Consider the following 16,959-nt stretch of genomic DNA (forward strand, 5'->3'; position numbering starts at 1 on the left):
CCTGTCGTCAGATTCCCGCCTGCCTCGCGACGTCCGCCCTCCGGACGGACGACGGGATTTTGACGACAGGACCCAGCCGATTCACATCGGCCCGCGCCGAGTGGCAGACCAGGCCGCGACCACGGCCGCGACCCTTTCGAAAGGGCACCAGGATCATGGAGCAGTACGAGCCCGAACGCCTCTCCCCGGTCCAACTGGCCGCCATGCGGCGCAGCCTCAGGAACGGCAGGGCCTCCCTCGGCCGCCGTTCGCTGCTGCGTGCCTCGGCGGGCGGTGCGCTCGCCATCGGCGGACTCGGGGCGCTGAGCGCCTGCGGGATCCCCGCGGCCGGCAAGACCCAGGGTGGCGTCTCCGCCGACGACCTCTCGGCCAAGGAGAAGACGATCAACTTCTCCAACTGGACCGAGTACATGGACGTCGACGAGAGCGAGAAGCACCACCCCACGCTGGACGCGTTCACCAAGCGCACCGGCATCACGGTCAAGTACACCGAGGACATCAACGACAACGCCGAGTTCTTCGGCAAGATCAAGCCGCAGCTCGCCGCGGGCCAGGACACCGGTCGCGACATCATCGTCCTCACCGACTGGCTGGCGGGCCGGCTGATCAACCTCGGGTGGGTCCAGAAACTGGACCCGGCCAACCTGCCGCACGCCTACACCAACCTGTCCCAGCAGTTCCGCAACCCCGACTGGGACCCCGGACGCGCCTACTCATATCCCTGGCAGGGCATTTCGACCGTCATCGCCTACAACAAGAAGGCGCTCGACGGCATCGAGGTGAAGTCGGTCTCCGACATGCTCGACAACCCCAAGCTCAAGGGGCGCATCGGCTTCCTGACGGAGATGCGCGACAGCATCGGCATGACCCTGCTCGACATGGGCAAGGACCCGGCGAACTTCACGGACGACGACTACGACGCGGCGATCGCCCGTCTCCAGAAGGCCGTCGACAAGGGCCAGATCCGCCGCTTCACCGGCAACGACTACACGTCCGACATCACCAGCGGCGACTTCGCGGCCTGTATCGCCTGGGCCGGTGACGTCGTACAGCTCAAGGCGGACAGCCCGGACGTCGACTTCATCATCCCGGACAGCGGCTACATCACCTCGACCGACAACATGCTGATCCCCAACAAGGCGCGCCACAAGACGAACGCCGAGCGGCTCATGGACTACTACTACGAGCCCGAGCCGGCCGCCGAACTCGCCGCCTACATCAACTACGTCTGTCCGGTCGACGGCGTGAAGCCGTACCTGGAGAAGATCGACAAGGACGCGGCGGACAACCCGCTGATCATTCCCGACCAGGCCATGGCCGCCAAGTCTCACGCCTTCCGCCTGCTCAGCAGCGAGGAAGAGACGGCCTACGAAGAGAAGTTCGCGAAGCTCACAGGGGCGTGACCATGATGACGACAGACAACAGCGGCGACGTCCGCCTCTCCGGGATCAGCAAGGCGTACGGCGCCTTCACGGCCGTACACCCGCTCGACCTGACCGTGCCGCAGGGATCGTTCTTCGCCCTCCTGGGTGCCTCGGGCTGCGGCAAGACGACCACGCTGCGCATGATCGCCGGCCTGGAGGAGCCCACCTCGGGGACCGTGCACCTGGGGGAGCAGGACGTGACGAACCTGCCGCCCTACAAGCGCCCCGTGAACACCGTCTTCCAGTCCTACGCGCTCTTCCCGCACCTCGACATCTTCGAGAACGTCGCCTTCGGCCTGCGCCGGCGCGGCATCAAGGCGGTGAAGAAGCAGGTCGAGGACATGCTGGAGCTCGTACAGCTCGGCGAGCAGGCCCGTAAGAAGCCGCACCAGCTCTCCGGGGGCCAGCAGCAGCGTGTCGCGGTGGCCCGCGCGCTGATCAACACCCCCAAGGTGCTGCTCCTGGACGAGCCGCTCGGCGCCCTCGACCTCAAGCTGCGCCGCCAGATGCAGCTGGAGCTCAAGCGCATCCAGACCGAGGTCGGCATCACGTTCGTGCACGTCACGCACGACCAGGAGGAGGCCATGACGATGGCCGACACGGTCGCCGTGATGAACGCGGGCCGCGTCGAGCAGCTCGGCTCGCCCGCCGACCTCTACGAGAACCCGAACACCACGTTCGTCGCCAACTTCCTCGGCACCTCCAACCTCATCGAGGCCGAGGTCGACTCCAGGAGCGGCGACGAGATCGTCCTCAAGGCGGGCGGCGGCAAGCTGCTGCTGCCCGCCGCGCGCTGTTCCGCACCCACGACGACCGGCGGCAAGGTACTGGTCGGCGTGCGCCCGGAGAAGATCTCGCTCACGCACGCCGACGACGCGGGCGAGATCCCGGCCGGACGCAACCGGATCACCGGCAAGATCGCCGACTCCAGCTTCATCGGCGTCTCCACGCAGTACGTCATCGACAGCGCCGTCTGCCCCGAGTTCGAGGTCTACGCCCAGAACATCGACCGCGACCCCCGGCTCAGGCCCGGCACCGATGTCGTCCTGCACTGGAGCCCGGCGCACACCTTCGGCCTGGACGCCGCCCAGGACATCGACGCGGGCGTGGAAACAGTCGACGAGGAGGCCGCCTGATGGCCACCGTCACCGAGGCACCGCCACTGGTGCCTCAGCCCACCGAGAAGCCGCCCCGCAGACGCGGCCGTCTCACCCCGTACTGGCTCCTGCTGCCCGGCATCCTCTGGCTGCTGGTCTTCTTCGCGCTGCCGATGGTCTACCAGGCCTCCACGTCCGTGCAGACGGGCTCCCTGGAGGACGGCTACAAGGTCACCTGGCACTTCGCGACCTACTGGGACGCGCTGGCGGACTACTGGCCGCAGTTCCTGCGCTCGGTGCTCTACGCGGGCTCCGCGACGATCCTGTGCCTGATCCTCGGCTACCCGCTGGCCTATCTGATCGCCTTCCGCGCGGGCCGCTGGCGCAACGTCGTCCTCATCCTGGTCATCGCGCCGTTCTTCACCAGCTTCCTGATCCGCACGCTCGCCTGGAAGACGATCCTCGCGGACGGCGGCCCGGTGGTCGGCGCCCTCAACTCGCTGCACATCCTGGACGTCACCAGCTGGCTCGGCATCACGGCAGGTGACCGCGTCCTGGCCACACCCCTCGCGGTGATCTGCGGCCTCACGTACAACTTCCTGCCGTTCATGGTCCTGCCGCTCTACACCTCGCTCGAACGCATCGACGGACGGCTCCACGAGGCGGCCGGCGACCTGTACGCGAAGCCGTTCACCACCTTCAGGAAGGTCACCTTCCCGCTGTCGATGCCAGGTGTCGTCTCCGGGACGCTGCTGACCTTCATCCCGGCCAGCGGTGACTACGTGAACGCCGATCTGCTCGGCTCCACCGACACCCGGATGGTCGGCAACGTCATCCAGACCCAGTTCCTGAGGATTCTCGACTATCCGACGGCGGCGGCGCTCTCCTTCATTCTCATGGCCGCGATCCTCATCATGGTCACGCTCTACATTCGCAAGTCCGGGACGGAGGATCTGGTCTAAATGCCCTTCGTGCGCTGGTTCAAGAAGCATCTCGTCGTCATCGCGGGACTGCTGACACTCGGATATCTGCTCCTGCCGAACGTCGTTGTCACGGTGTTCTCCTTCAACAAACCGAAGGGCCGCTTCAATTACGAGTGGCAGAACTTCTCCACGGACGCCTGGACCGACCCGTGCGGCGTCGCCGACCTGTGCGGCTCCCTCTCGCTCAGCCTCCAGATCGCCGTGTGGGCGACGCTCGGCGCCACCGTCCTCGGCACCATGATCGCCTTCGCCCTGGTCCGCTACCGCTTCCGCGCGCGCGGCGCCGTCAACTCGCTGATCTTCCTGCCGATGGCGATGCCCGAGGTCGTGATGGCCGCCTCACTGCTCACCCTCTTCCTCAACATGGGTGCTCAGCTGGGTTTCTGGACGATCCTGATCGCCCACATCATGTTCTGCCTCAGCTTCGTCGTGACGGCCGTCAAGGCACGCGTCATGTCGATGGACCCGCGCCTGGAGCAGGCGGCGCAGGACCTGTACGCGGGACCCGTGCAGACCTTCGTCCGCGTCACCCTGCCCATCGCGGCCCCCGGAATCGCCGCGGGCGCGCTGCTCGCCTTCGCGCTCTCCTTCGACGATTTCATCATCACCAATTTCAACGCCGGCTCGACCGTCACCTTCCCCATGTTCGTCTGGGGCTCGGCACAGCGCGGAACACCCGTTCAGATCAATGTCATCGGGACAGCCATGTTCATCGTCGCCGTACTGTTCGTGCTGTCCGGAATGGTCATCGGCAACCGCCGCAACAAGCAAAAGGCCTAAAGGCAAAAGGCGTAGAGGCGCAACCGCAAGATTCCTGTAGGGAGTTGAAATCATGGCCCCAAGCGCCATGACCCGTTGGACCAAATCCCTTTCCGACGCGCAGCCGGTGTCCTACTGGCTGGACGACCCCGGCAAGCCGCACCCCGAACCCGCCCTCACCACCACCGAGACCTGCGACCTGCTCGTCGTCGGCGGCGGCTACAGCGGACTGTGGACCGCGCTCCTCGCCAAGGAGCGCGACCCCCGGCGCGAGGTGGTCCTGGTGGAAGGCCGCGAGGTGGGCTGGGCCGCCTCCGGCCGCAACGGCGGCTTCTGCGCCGCGTCCCTCACCCACGGTCTGGCCAACGGCCTCACCCGCTGGCCGGACGAGATCGGGAGACTGGAGGAGCTGGGCGCCCGCAACCTCGACCAGATCGAGGCGGCCGTCGCCCGCTACTCCCTCGACTGCGACTTCGAGCGCACCGGCGAGATCGACGTCGCCACCGAGCCGTACCAGGCGGCCGAACTGCGCGAGTGGCACGAGGAGTTGCGGCGCGAGGGCCTGGCGGACGGCACCGAGTACCTGGACGCCGAAGCGGTACGGGAACAGGTCGACTCACCGACATTCCTGGCCGGCCTGTACGACCGCCGGGGCGTCGCCATGCTCCACCCCGCCAAGCTCGCCTGGGGCCTCAAAAGGGCGTGCCAGGAACTCGGCGTCCGCGTGTACGAGCACACCCCGGCACTCCAGCTGAAGCCGCACGGCGCCGCAATGGCCGTACGCACCCCGTACGGCTCGGTCCGCGCCCGGCGCGTGGCTCTCGGCACGAACATCTTCCCGAACCTGGTCAGGCGCGTCCGCGCGTACACCGTCCCCGTCTACGACTACGCGCTGATGACCGAGCCGCTGACCGCCGACCAGTTGGCGTCCGTCGGCTGGAAGAACCGCCAGGGCCTTGGGGATTCGGCGAACCAGTTCCACTACTTCCGGCTGTCCGCCGACAACCGGATCCTGTGGGGCGGCTACGACGCGATCTACCCGTACGGCGGCAGGGTGCGCGCCGAGTATGACCACCGTCCGGAGACGTACGCGAAGCTCGCGGACCACTTCTTCACCTGCTTCCCGCAGTTGGAGGGGCTCCGCTTCTCGCATGCCTGGGGCGGCGCGATCGACACCTGCTCTCGCTTCTCCGCCTTCTTCGGTACGGCGCACCAGGGCAGGGTCGCCTACGCGGCCGGCTACACCGGGCTCGGCGTGGGCGCGACCCGGTTCGGCGCGGACGTGATGCTCGACCTGCTGGCGGGGGAGCGTACGGAACGCACCGAGCTGGAGATGGTCCGCAGGAAGCCGCTGCCGTTCCCGCCCGAGCCCTTCGCCTGGACGGGCATCGCGCTCACCAAGTGGTCGCTGGCGCGGGCGGACGCGCACGGCGGGCGGCGCAATCTGTGGCTGAAGACCATGGACAAACTGGGGCTCGGCTTCGACAGCTGAAGCCCCTCGTCGGGGTACGGATCCAGGGCGTACGACCTGCTCAGCAACTGTGACCCGGCTCACTGTCAACAATTATTCAGAACCCGCGTAATGATCGGCCCGAACCTCGCTCTCCCCTGTGACGCGACCAGCGTCGACATGAGAGAGGGAGGTTCCGCCATGACAGGGGCTAAGACGGCGGTCGACTGGCTGGCATCCGTAGCTCCGGATCCCGAGGCCTGCCGGTGGGAATGGGAGCGCAATCCGCTGGGGATCGCGCTGCTGCCCGCGGGCAAGGCCTGGGACGTACTCATCCTGCCGGGCGAGCTCGGCTACCCCACGCTCGACGTGCTGTCCCGGGTGATCGACCAACCCGGACCCGTGCTCGTCGACTTCGGGGACGCCCGGATGGGTTTCTTCGTGCCCGCGGGCACCGCGGCCCGGTGGCTCGGCACGGGGGTGCGCACCGCGGGCCGCGGCACCTGGATCGTGGTGCCGTACCCGGGAAGGACGACCGGCGGCGGCGTTCGCTGGCTGATCCCGCCGGACGGCTCCGGCACCCTCACCGACCCGGCGCTGCTGGAACTGGCCATGCACGAGGCAGCGGCGGATCGCGCCGGAAACGGGGAGCGATAGCCGTGCCGGGGCCGGACCCCGGGGACAGTCACAGGATTCGACAACAGGCCCTGAGGTTCTGGAGGTTCACGGGGCCCTGACTTTCCGGAGGCCCTGAGTTTCCTGAGGTCTTGAGTTTCCTGAGGTCTTGACAACAGGATTGGTCTGGACCAAATTGGGCGCGCTTCACCCCTCCAATTCCCCCATGCCCGGAGGCAGTCGTGGATCGCACCCGACGCAACGGATCACTCACGCGTCACAGACTTCTCGCCGTGTGCACGGCCACCGTCCTGGCCGTTCCCGGCATGACCGCGCTCTCGTCGGCCGCCCGTGCGGCCGACGCGGACCTCGCGAAGAACGGCGGTTTCGAGGCGGGCCTGGACAACTGGACCTGCACGGCGGGCACCACCGTCAACTCACCCGTGCGGAGCGGAAGTTCCGCGCTGCAGGCGACCCCGGCCGGCAGCGACTACGCACAGTGCTCCCAGTCGGTGACCGTTCAGCCCAACTCCCAGTACTCCCTTGCCGGTTACGTCCGGGGCAGCTACGTCTACCTCGGCGCGAGCGGCACCGGCACCACCGACGTCTCCACCTGGACCCAGTCCGCGCCCGCCTGGCAGCAGCTCACCACGTCCTTCACCACCGGCGCCGCCACCACCAGGGTCACCATCTACACGCACGGCTGGTACGGCACCGGCGCCTACAACGTCGACGACATCTCCCTCGTCGGCCCCGCCGTCGACCCGGGCCAGCCGCCGGCCGCACCCACCGGCCTGACGGCAGGCACGGTCACCTCGTCGAGCGTCGCCCTGTCCTGGTCCCCGGTGACAGGCGCGACCGGATACGCCGTCTACCGCAACGGCGTGAAAGTCCAGACGGCGACCGGGACTTCGGCCACGGTCAGCGGACTCACGGCGTCGACGGCGTACACCTTCCAGGTCGCGGCGGTGAACGACGCGGGCGAGTCGCCGAAGTCGGCGACGGTGACCGCGACGACGACCGCCGGCGGCGGCGGAGGCTCGACCGAACACGCCCTCGTCGGCTACCTCCACGCCAGCTTCGCGAACGGCGCCGGGTACACGCGCCTGGCCGACGTCCCCGACAGCTGGGACATCATCGACCTGGCCTTCGGTGAACCGACCACCACCACCTCCGGCGACATCCGCTTCACCCGCTGCCCGGTCACCGAGTGCCCGACCGTCGAGAGCGAGGCCGACTTCAAGGCGGCGATCAAGGCCAAGCAGGCGGCGGGCAAGAAGGTCCTGATCTCCATCGGCGGTGCGAACGGCCAGGTGCAGCTGACGACGACAGCCGCCCGCGACACCTTCGTCACCTCCGTGTCGAAGATCATCGACACCTACGGCCTGGACGGCCTGGACATCGACTTCGAGGGCCACTCGCTCTCGCTGGACGCGACCGACACGAACTTCAAGAGCCCGACCACCCCCGTGATCGTGAACCTCATCTCGGCTCTGAAGACCCTGAAGGCCAAGTACGGCGCCGGCTTCGTGCTGACGATGGCCCCGGAGACCTTCTTCGTCCAGCTTGGCTACCAGTACTACGGCAGCGGACCGTGGGGCGGCCAGGACCCGCGCGCCGGCGCCTACCTCCCGGTCATCTACGCCATGCGCGACGACCTGACGCTGCTGCACGTCCAGGACTACAACTCCGGCTCGATCATGGGCCTGGACAACCAGTACCACTCCATGGGTGGCGCGGACTTCCACATCGCGATGACCGACATGCTCCTGACGGGCTTCCCCGTCGCCGGCAACGCGAGCAACGTCTTCCCGGCCCTGCGTCCCGACCAGATAGCCATCGGCATGCCGGCGACGACGAACGCGGGCAACGGCTATGTGGCGCCTTCCGAGGTCAACAAGGCCCTCGACTGCCTCACCAAGAAGACCAACTGCGGCACGTACGCCACCCATGGCATCTGGCCGGGACTCCGCGGCCTGATGACCTGGTCGATCAACTGGGACCGGTTCGGGAGCTGGGAGTTCCAGAAGAACTTCGACGCCTATTTCGGCTGAGCAGCAGCCAGAGGGAGAACAGCAGCACCGTGCACAGACACCAGCTCGCCACCACGTCCAGCGGCCAGTGGAAGCCGCGCCGGACCAGACCGTAGGGCACCGCGAGGTTCAGGACCACACAGGCGGTGACCAGCGCGCGGCGGGCACGGGCGGTGCGAAGCCAGGGGAGGAGTACGAGCGTCGCGGCGCCGTACGCGATGGCGGCGGTCGCCGTGTGCCCCGAGGGATAGAAGCCCGTGCCCGGGCCCATGACCGGTGGGCCCGGGCGGGCGATCAGCTCCTTCACCGGCACGACCAGTGCCGGTACGGCGGCCATCAGCACCGCCGCGGCGACGGAGGGCAGCCACCAGTGGTCCCGCCCGGCCCGGCGCGCACGCAGGGCGACGTACATGAGCACTACGGCGAGAACGGGAACGGCGACCGCGATGTTGCCGAGATCCGCGAGGAGTTCGTAGATCCGCGCCGGGTGTACGAGACGGCCGCGAGGCGTTCGTCCGCGCGGGCGAGGGGGCCATGGGCCGCGACCTGCCAGGTGATCAGCGCGAAGAGGAGGGCCGGGAGGCCGAGAAAGAGGGAGAAGGTCGGCCACCCCGGAACAGGGGGGGTGGTTCCGGGGTGGCCGACCGGATCGGATCGTCGCACGCCCCGGGGGGTTTGGGGCGGGCGACTGTCCGATCGGTGAGGAGATTCGGAGCTGGAAGCTCCGGGTGTGTGCGCGAGGGCACGACCAGGGCGAAGCTGGGGAGGCCCCGACCCGGTGCCGCCCACAGTCCCCTGTGGGCGGGGTGTATCTCTCATCTGGATAGAACCTACGACAGAGAATCCGGGTCCGACAGACGGAATCGCCTCCCCTCATGCACCTCGCACACCTTCTTCACACGGCCTGCCGACCGCCGGCCCACCCCCGCTGACAAGCGGAATCCCGTGCGAAGGGCGGTCGGGATCCACTGGTGAGGGCCATGGGGCTGTCAGATACCGGCGAAAGCCTGCTCGATGATGTCGAGGCCCTCGTTCAGGAGGTCCTCGCCGATGACCAGCGGCGGCAGAAAGCGGAGGACGTTGCCGTAGGTGCCACAGGTCAGGACCAGCAGACCCTCCTGGTGACAGGCCTTGGCCAGCGCGCCAGCCGCCTCGGCGTTCGGCTCCTTGGAGTCGCGGTCCTTGACCAGCTCGATGGCGATCATGGCGCCGCGGCCGCGGACCTCGCCGATGATGTCGAACTTGTCCGCCATCGCCGGCAGCCGCGCCTTCATCGTGGCCTCGATCGCCTTCGCCCTGGCGTTGAGGTCGAGCTCCTTCATCGTCTCGATCGCGCCGAGGGCACCGGCGCAGGCCACCGGGTTGCCGCCGTAGGTGCCGCCCAGGCCGCCCGAGTGCGCGGCGTCCATGATCTCGGCGCGGCCGGTGACGGCGGCGAGCGGGAGACCGCCCGCGATGCCCTTGGCCGTGGTGATCAGGTCCGGCACGATGCCCTCGTCCTCGCAGGCGAACCACTGGCCGGTGCGACAGAAGCCGGACTGGATCTCGTCGGCGACGAAGACGATGCCGTTGTCGGTGGCGAACTTGCTGAGGGCGGGCAGGAAGCCCTTGGCCGGCTCGATGAAGCCGCCCTCGCCGAGCAGCGGCTCGATGATGATCGCGGCGACGTTCTCGGCCCCGATCTGCTTGTTGATCATGTCGATGGCCTGGGCGGACGCCTCGGCGCCCGCGTTCTCCGGGCCGGTCAGCCAGCGGTAGCCGTAGGCCACCGGCACGCGGTAGACCTCGGGGGCGAACGGGCCGAAGCCGTGCTTGTACGGCATGTTCTTCGAGGTCAGCGCCATCGTGAGGTTGGTGCGCCCGTGGTAGCCGTGGTCGAAGACGACCACCGCCTGCCGCTTGGTGTACGCCCGCGCGATCTTGACGGCGTTCTCGACGGCCTCGGCGCCCGAGTTGAACAGCGCCGACTTCTTGGCGTGGTCGCCCGGGGTCAGCTCCGCCAGCGCCTCGGCGACGGCGACGTACCCCTCGTAGGGCGTGACCATGAAGCAGGTGTGGGTGAAGTCCTGGAGCTGGGCGGAAGCCCGGCGTACGACGGCTTCGGCGCTCGCGCCCACGCTGGTCACGGCGATACCGGAGCCGAAGTCGATCAGACGGTTTCCGTCGACGTCCTCGATGATGCCGCCGCCGGCGCGCGTGGTGAACACGGGGAGCACCGAGCCCACCCCGGCCGCGACCGCGGCGAGGCGTCGGGCCTGCAGCTCCTGCGACTTCGGGCCGGGGATGGCGGTGACGACGCGGCGCTCCTGCGGAAGTGCGGTCATGGGGGGCTCCCTGATGATCTTGCGAACCGGACGGTCCCCGGCGCAGCGGGGTGCACCGGGCGGGGGGATTTCGGACGCTTGACTGCTTTCTTCGCAGGTTATGGCCGGGGGAGGGGGGTGGGCATGCTCCACGGGGGAGATGTTCGGGGCACCGGTTGTCCGCCGTGGACATAGCGGGGTGGGTGCCGAGCGAGGTGGTCGCAGCGCAGGTCCGGCCGTGTAAGCGGTGAACTCCCCCTGCGGGGGCACTAGATTGACTCGCGGACGACGTACGGAGCGGCTGGTCAGGGGGCAAAAGGCGATGAACAGCGACGGGACGCAGGACGCGCGGGGCACGCATGCCCATCCTGTGCCGCGTCCGGCGGGACCCCCGGACATGCCGGCGACACCACCCCGGCCCGCACGGGCACCGGGGATGCCGTCGTGGCCGGACGGTTCCGACTTCCTGACGTGGGTCCGGACGGCCAGGCCCGAGGCGGCGCCCGGGGTGTGGCGGTTCGGTTACCGGCAGCGGCCGGACGAGGAGCCGGAGGAGATCCCGGCGCGACAGCTGCTGAGCGGCGCCGTGATCGCGTTTCTGGTGGGGTGGCTGATCTGGTCGCTGCTCTGGAACGGCTACCTGGGCGGCTGGTGGATCATCCCGCTCGACCTGTTCACCCCTGACTCCTGGCGCCGGAGCGACGACCGCGTCGGCAACGCCTTCCTCTGGTACGGCTACTACACGCTGATCGCCCTCGCCATCATGTTCGGCGTCGGCCGCCTCGGCCGTTGGGGCGAGGTCTGGCGGCGCTACGGGCCGCCCGCCTGGCGCCGCGCCGCTCCCGTGAGCGAACGGCCGCCCGCGCCCGCGGAGGACCCCGCCCAGTGGAACCAGCTCCGCGCCGCCGGTGCGGCCGACGCCGCCGACCGGCTCGCCGCCGAGGCCCGCTCCGGGCTGATGTGCGATGTCGACCACGCCCGGATCGCCCGCGCCTGGCAGGGCGTACGGAGCGGGCGGCACAGCCTCGCCACCTTCACCGGGGCCGTCCTGAAGGACGGATCCGCCGCCTGCCTGCACCCCTCCGGGGCGCGCGACCTGCCAGGACGGCACGCCCTGCACGACCTGGTGACCGGACAGGTGCGGCTGGGTACCACCGCTGACGACGCCCGCAACCCGTACGCCTACCGCGGCACCGGCCTCGCTCTCGGCCCCGACCTCCTCGGCACCTCGCTGCTCGCGGTCGGTCCGCCCGGATCCGGCAAGACGGGCGGCATCGTCTGGCCGCTCGCCGAGTCGCTGTGCCTGCACGCGCTCGCCGGGCGGGCCGCCGTGGTCGTGGTCGGCGCCGCGGGTGCCGGGCTCGGGGCCGCCGACGCGTACGACGTCGTCGTACGGATCGGGAATCCCGAGTCCGTGTACGACCTCGACCTGTACGGCGGGACCGCCGACCCCGACGAGGCCGCCGCCGTACTTGCCGAGGCGCTCGTCGGGGATCTGGCCGATCCGCATCCCGGGGGCGACAGCCGTCGGTCGACGACCGTTCTCGCCCAGCTCCTGGGACCTTTCCGGGCCGTCCACGGCCGGTTCCCGTCCGTGCCCGAGCTGCGGCAGCTCCTCGACGGCTCGCCCGGTCCGCTCGGGGCGCTGCGCAAGGCCCTGGAGGACAGCGGGAAGGAGTCGCTGCTGCGCGAACTCGACGCTCGGGAGCGGCAGTTGGGGCAGCCGGGCGATGTGGGGGGTGTACTCGCGGACCGGGTCGCACTCCTGGACCGGCCCGCGTTCGCCGGTTTCTTCGACACCTCAGGACAAACCCGCCCCTTCTCAGTGCGCGCCCTCGACCATCCCGTACGGGTGCGGATCGATCTGCCGGCGCGCGGGCACGCCGATGCCTCGCGGATCCTCGCGCGACTGGTGCTCGCGCAGTTCACGGCGAGTGTCGCGGTACGGGAGGACCGGTCGCTGTTCGCCTGTCTGGTCCTTGACGACGCGACCGGGGTCGTCACGCCCGAGGCCGTGCGGGGTATCCAGCGGCTGCGGTCCGGCAACGCGGGCGCCGTGCTGACGCTCCGGACACTCGACGACGTGCCGCGGGCGCTGCGGACTCCGCTGCTGGGTGCCGTCGGGTGCCGGATGGCGCTGTCCGGGCTCACGCCCTGGGACGGGCAGGACTTCGCCGAGGTCTGGGGCAAGGAGTGGATCGAGGCGCGCGACGTCACCGACCGGCAGATCATCGCGGAGACACCGGCGGGCAAGGCGCTGCACATGGTGCGGCGGGTGATCACCGGCCACGCACCGACCGCCCGGGCCGTCACCGTCCGCCAGGTCGAGCGGGAGCGCTGGTCCGCGTCCGAGCTGGCGCACGGGGTGCCGCCGGGACACGCGGTGCTGTCGCTCACGAGCGTGCGGGGCGAACACGCACCACCGCTGCTGGTGGATCTACGGGGCTGAGGCTTCTGTGGATCTCCTGGGGATCCGCAGGGGTGACGCTCGTGGGCTTACCGGGCTGACTCCCAAAGGTCTACGGCGCTGACCTGTACGTCTGGACATACGGCCACGGCCGTACCGTACGGTGAGGCAGAATCGACATTGGTCGTTCATACACCGCGGCCAAAAGATCACCGCGCTGGTGACCGTCGAAGATCCTGTGAAGATCTGAGAATCCGAAGACCTGAAGGTCCCATGCCCCCCACGCTCGCCTCGCTCGTCCACCACTCCGCGCTCAAGCTCACGGTGCGCGCGGGCGAGGAGCGGCTGGACGTGCCCGTCCGCTGGGCGCACGCCAGTGAGCTCGCCGACCCCGTGCCGTACATGGAGGGCGGGGAACTCCTCCTGATCACCGCGCTGAAACTGGACGCGGACGATCCCGAGGTCATGCAGCGCTATGTGAAGCGGCTGGTGGGAGCGGGGGTGGCCGGCCTCGGTTTCGCCGTCGGGGTCCACTACGAGGAGATCCCGAAGGCGCTCGTCGACGCGGCGGAGGAAGAGGGGCTGCCGCTTCTCGAAGTACCCCGGCGTACGCCCTTCCTGGCCATCAGCAAGGCCGTTTCCGCCGCCATCGCCGCCGATCAGTACCGGGCCGTGACCGCGGGGTTCGCCGCGCAGCGCGAGCTGACCAGGCAGGCGCTGAAGGACGGGCCCGAGGGGCTGCTGTCCTCGCTCGCCGGACAGGTCGACGGATGGGCGGCGCTGTACGACGCCTCCGGTGCCGTCGTCGCCGCCGCGCCGGAATGGGCGGGGCGGCGGGCCGCGAGGCTCACGCAGGACGTGGAGCGGCTGCGGGACCGGCCGGCGCCCGCGAGTTCGGTGGTCGGCGGCGAGGACCGGGTCGAACTGCACTCGCTGGGCACCGGACGGCGGCCGCGCGCCGCACTCGCGGTCGGTACCGCCGCCGCCCTCGGCACGGCCGAGCGGTACGCCCTGCACTCGGCGATCGCCCTGCTGACGCTCACCACGGAACGCTCCAGCTCCTTGCAGGCGGCCGAGCAGCGGATCGGCGCGGCGGTGCTGCGCATGCTGCTCGCCGGGGAGTCCGACCACGCCCGGGCCGTCGCCGGTGACCTGTTCGGCGAACTCCTCGACGCGCCCTTCCGGGTGATCCTCGCCGAATCGGGGTCCGCGTCGGCCGGCCGGGCGCACGCCGACGGCCACGCGCGTGTGGCCGCTGCCGCCGTCTCCTCCGCCGCCGTCGCGGCGCCCGACACCGTGGGTGATCCGCTCGGCGCGCTCGCCGAGGTCGTGGAGTCCGCGGCCGCCCGTTCCGGCGAGGCCGTACTCGTCGTACCCGACGGGGAGCGGCTCGTCGTGCTCGCCGTGGACGAGGGCGCGGCGGTCGCCGCCTGCGGGGAGCACGCGACGGCTCTGGAGGCTCTGCGTGCCTCCGTGCGGGAGCAGTCCGGCGGTGACGAGGTCGACCTCGTGGTCGGGCTGTCGGCGCCCGCCGGGCCGATCGCCGTCGGTGCCGCGTACAAGCAGGCCGAGCAGGCACTGTCCGTCGCCCGGCGGCGCGGGCGGTTCCTCGTCGAGCACGAGCAGCTGGCCGCGGGGTCCGTGCTGCCGCTGCTCGCGGACGACGCCGTGCGGGCGTTCGCGGACGGCTTGCTGCGGGCGCTGCACGAGCATGACGCGACCGGGCGGGGGGATCTGGTCGCCTCGCTGCGGGCGTGGCTGTCCCGGCACGGTCAGTGGGACGCGGCGGCTGCCGACCTGGGGGTGCACCGGCACACCCTCCGATACCGCATGCGGAGGGTCGAGGAGATCCTCGGGCGCTCGCTGGACGATCCGGATGTCCGGATGGAGCTGTGGCTGGCGCTGAAGACGACGGCTGCGGTGGGGGAGTGAGGGGTGGTTTTTTCGCCCCCTCCGCCCCTGCCCATTCCCGTCACTTGGGGGCTCCGCCCCCAAACCCCCGCTCCTCAGACGCCGGAGGGGCTGAAATTCTTTAGCCCGTCCGGCGTTTGAGGACGAGCGCGTTCAGCGCGATGCGGGGGTCTGGGGGCAGCAGCCCACAGGTACGGGACGGGTAGGGGCGGAGGGGGCGAAAAACCACCCCCCCCCGCACCCCCCACCACCGTGCCAAACCGGCGCACCCCCACCCCCGACTGCTACGCCCCGGACAAACGACCTCTCGCTGCCCCACCCCTACCGTTGACGATGAAGCCACGCCACCAACCTCGGAAGGGCCGGGACTCACATGACTTCCACCCACGCCTTCTGGCTCGCCGGCCGCCAGGCCACCGGTGAGACCACCTTCGACGTCACCTCCCCGTGGGACGGCCGGCTCGTCGGCCGGGTCAGCGTGCCGACCGACGTCCAGGTCGAGGAAGCCGTGGCCGCCGCCTACGCCGTACGGGACGAGTTCGCCGCAACTCCGGCGCATGTCCGGGCCGCCGCCCTGGACCACGTGTCGAGGCGGCTGGTCGAGCGGACCGAGGAGATCGCCCGGCTCATCTCCGCCGAGAACGGCAAGCCGGTCAAGTGGGCGCGCGGCGAGGTCGGCCGAGCGGTCTCGGTGTTCCGGTTCGCGGCCGAGGAGGCCCGCCGGTTCAACGGAGGCGAGGCACAGCGGCTCGACACGGACCTCGGCGGTCAGGGCAGGCTCGCACTGACCCGCCGGTTCCCGAAGGGCGTCGTGCTGGGCATCGCACCCTTCAACTTCCCGCTCAACCTGTGCGCCCACAAGATCGCCCCGGCCATCGCAGCCGGCGCGCCGATCATCCTGAAGCCGGCGCCCGCGACCCCGTTGTCGGGCCTGATCATCGGCGACCTGCTGGCCGAGACCGAGCTGCCCGCCGGTTCGTGGAGCATCCTGCCGGTGTCGAACGAGCGGATGCCCGCACTGGTGCAGGACGAGCGGTTGCCCGTCATCTCCTTCACCGGATCCGAGAAGGTCGGGTACGCGATCATGGACAGCGTGCCGCGCAAGCACTGCACGCTGGAGCTCGGCGGCAACGGCGCGGCCGTGGTGCTGGCCGACTGGGCGAGCGAGGCGGACCTGGACTGGGCCGCCACCCGCATCGCCACCTTCTCCAACTACCAGGGCGGCCAGTCCTGCATCTCCGTGCAGCGGGTGATCGCCGACGCGGCCGTGTACGACCGGCTGCTGCCGCGCATCGTCGCCGCTGTCGAGGCGCAGGTCACCGGGGATCCGTCCGACGACAGGACCGACGTCGGCCCGCTGGTCAGCGAGGACGCCGCCAAGCGTGTCGAGGCGTGGGTGGAGGAGGCCGCCGGGGCCGGTGCCCGCGTGCTCACCGGCGGCAAGCGGGACGGTGCCGCGTATGCGCCGACCGTGCTCGCCGACGTACCGGGGGACACCACCATCTCCTGCGAGGAGGTCTTCGGGCCGGTCCTCACCGTACGGCGGGTGGAGGGGGAGGCCGCCGCCTTCGCCGCCGCCAACGACTCCAAGTACGGGCTCCAGGCAGGTGTGTTCACGCACGACCTGCAGACCGCGTTCCGAGCCCACCGCGCGCTGGAGGTGGGTGGCGTGGTGATCGGTGACGTGCCGTCCTACCGTGCCGACCAGATGCCGTACGGCGGTGTGAAGCAGTCCGGTGTGGGCCGGGAGGGCGTGAAGTTCGCGATGGACGACTACACCTACGAGCGGGTCCTGGTTCTGACGGGTCTCGCCCTCTGATCCGCACCCCGAAACACCTAGCTCATGGGAACCATTTTCATATAGGCTCCCGCTGAAGGGCCCGGCGCCGATGCCTTCCGGTGCCGGGCCCTTCGTTTCGGGCCCTTCGTTTCGGGCGCGCACGTTGGGCCGAACGCTGCACGAGGACTGGTGGGGTC

11 protein-coding genes and 1 pseudogene are annotated in these 16,959 nt (G+C 69.8%); 10 read left to right on the plus strand and 2 right to left on the minus strand.

Annotated features, from left to right (window positions below; genetic code table 11):
- Positions 1-155: 155 nt before the first annotated feature.
- The 7 genes from ACFYPC_RS29045 to ACFYPC_RS29075 all read left to right on the plus strand — a co-directional run bounded on the left by ACFYPC_RS29045 (position 156) and on the right by ACFYPC_RS29075 (position 8,382).
- On the plus strand, positions 156-1,403 hold the full coding sequence (locus ACFYPC_RS29045; RefSeq protein WP_388682062.1) for a spermidine/putrescine ABC transporter substrate-binding protein: 1,248 nt from the start codon (positions 156-158) through the stop codon (positions 1,401-1,403).
- Positions 1,404-1,408: 5 nt separating this feature from the next.
- Positions 1,409-2,560, plus strand: coding sequence for an ABC transporter ATP-binding protein (locus ACFYPC_RS29050; protein ID WP_388682264.1), 1,152 nt, complete (start codon positions 1,409-1,411; stop codon positions 2,558-2,560).
- On the plus strand, positions 2,560-3,483 hold the full coding sequence (locus tag ACFYPC_RS29055; RefSeq protein WP_388682065.1) for an ABC transporter permease: 924 nt from the start codon (positions 2,560-2,562) through the stop codon (positions 3,481-3,483). Before ACFYPC_RS29050 ends, ACFYPC_RS29055 begins: the two co-directional genes overlap by 1 nt.
- Positions 3,484-4,284, plus strand: a complete 801-nt coding sequence (locus tag ACFYPC_RS29060; RefSeq protein WP_388682068.1) for an ABC transporter permease — start codon at positions 3,484-3,486, stop codon at positions 4,282-4,284.
- Positions 4,285-4,336: 52 nt separating this feature from the next.
- A complete protein-coding gene (locus ACFYPC_RS29065) occupies positions 4,337-5,755 on the plus strand; it encodes an NAD(P)/FAD-dependent oxidoreductase (protein WP_388682071.1) in 1,419 nt (472 codons plus the stop codon).
- Between the two features lie 159 nt (positions 5,756-5,914).
- Positions 5,915-6,370, plus strand: coding sequence for a hypothetical protein (locus ACFYPC_RS29070; protein WP_388682074.1), 456 nt, complete (start codon positions 5,915-5,917; stop codon positions 6,368-6,370).
- A gap of 284 nt (positions 6,371-6,654) precedes the next feature.
- Positions 6,655-8,382, plus strand: coding sequence for a chitinase (locus ACFYPC_RS29075; protein ID WP_388682267.1), 1,728 nt, complete (start codon positions 6,655-6,657; stop codon positions 8,380-8,382).
- Here ACFYPC_RS29075 and ACFYPC_RS29080 read toward each other — a convergent pair.
- Together ACFYPC_RS29080 and gabT are read right to left on the minus strand one after the other, a co-directional pair.
- Positions 8,321-9,180, minus strand: a pseudogene (locus tag ACFYPC_RS29080) (phosphatase PAP2 family protein). The gene ACFYPC_RS29075 and the pseudogene ACFYPC_RS29080 overlap by 62 nt on opposite strands.
- Before the next feature lie 170 nt (positions 9,181-9,350).
- The gene (gabT, locus tag ACFYPC_RS29085; RefSeq protein ID WP_388682077.1) at positions 9,351-10,685 is read right to left on the minus strand and encodes a 4-aminobutyrate--2-oxoglutarate transaminase; all 1,335 of its coding nucleotides are present in this window, start codon (positions 10,683-10,685) and stop codon (positions 9,351-9,353) included.
- Between the two features lie 301 nt (positions 10,686-10,986).
- Here gabT and ACFYPC_RS29090 point away from each other — a divergent pair, with 301 nt between their 5' ends.
- From ACFYPC_RS29090 to ACFYPC_RS29100, 3 genes are all read left to right on the plus strand, one after another.
- Positions 10,987-13,113, plus strand: a complete 2,127-nt coding sequence (locus ACFYPC_RS29090) for an ATP-binding protein (protein WP_388682080.1) — start codon at positions 10,987-10,989, stop codon at positions 13,111-13,113.
- 231 nt (positions 13,114-13,344) lie between these two features.
- On the plus strand, positions 13,345-15,003 hold the full coding sequence (locus ACFYPC_RS29095) for a PucR family transcriptional regulator (protein ID WP_388682083.1): 1,659 nt from the start codon (positions 13,345-13,347) through the stop codon (positions 15,001-15,003).
- Positions 15,004-15,355: 352 nt separating this feature from the next.
- On the plus strand, positions 15,356-16,801 hold the full coding sequence (locus tag ACFYPC_RS29100) for an aldehyde dehydrogenase family protein (RefSeq protein ID WP_388682086.1): 1,446 nt from the start codon (positions 15,356-15,358) through the stop codon (positions 16,799-16,801).
- Positions 16,802-16,959 lie beyond the last annotated feature (158 nt).

Origin of the sequence: Streptomyces sp. NPDC005808 (assembly GCF_042871385.1) — a bacterium.
Classification (GTDB): Bacteria; Actinomycetota; Actinomycetes; order Streptomycetales; family Streptomycetaceae; genus Streptomyces.

Coding starts and splice junctions, on each gene's coding strand:
- ACFYPC_RS29055 (WP_388682065.1), top strand. CDS start 2,560: ATGGCCACCGTCACCGAGGCACCGCCACTGGTGCCTCAGCCCACCGAG.
- ACFYPC_RS29065 (WP_388682071.1), top strand. CDS start 4,337: ATGGCCCCAAGCGCCATGACCCGTTGGACCAAATCCCTTTCCGACGCG.
- ACFYPC_RS29050 (WP_388682264.1), top strand. CDS start 1,409: ATGACGACAGACAACAGCGGCGACGTCCGCCTCTCCGGGATCAGCAAG.
- ACFYPC_RS29090 (WP_388682080.1), top strand. CDS start 10,987: ATGAACAGCGACGGGACGCAGGACGCGCGGGGCACGCATGCCCATCCT.
- ACFYPC_RS29075 (WP_388682267.1), top strand. CDS start 6,655: ATGACCGCGCTCTCGTCGGCCGCCCGTGCGGCCGACGCGGACCTCGCG.
- ACFYPC_RS29045 (WP_388682062.1), top strand. CDS start 156: ATGGAGCAGTACGAGCCCGAACGCCTCTCCCCGGTCCAACTGGCCGCC.
- ACFYPC_RS29070 (WP_388682074.1), top strand. CDS start 5,915: ATGACAGGGGCTAAGACGGCGGTCGACTGGCTGGCATCCGTAGCTCCG.
- gabT (WP_388682077.1), bottom strand. CDS start 10,685: ATGACCGCACTTCCGCAGGAGCGCCGCGTCGTCACCGCCATCCCCGGC.
- ACFYPC_RS29060 (WP_388682068.1), top strand. CDS start 3,484: ATGCCCTTCGTGCGCTGGTTCAAGAAGCATCTCGTCGTCATCGCGGGA.
- ACFYPC_RS29100 (WP_388682086.1), top strand. CDS start 15,356: ATGACTTCCACCCACGCCTTCTGGCTCGCCGGCCGCCAGGCCACCGGT.
- ACFYPC_RS29095 (WP_388682083.1), top strand. CDS start 13,345: ATGCCCCCCACGCTCGCCTCGCTCGTCCACCACTCCGCGCTCAAGCTC.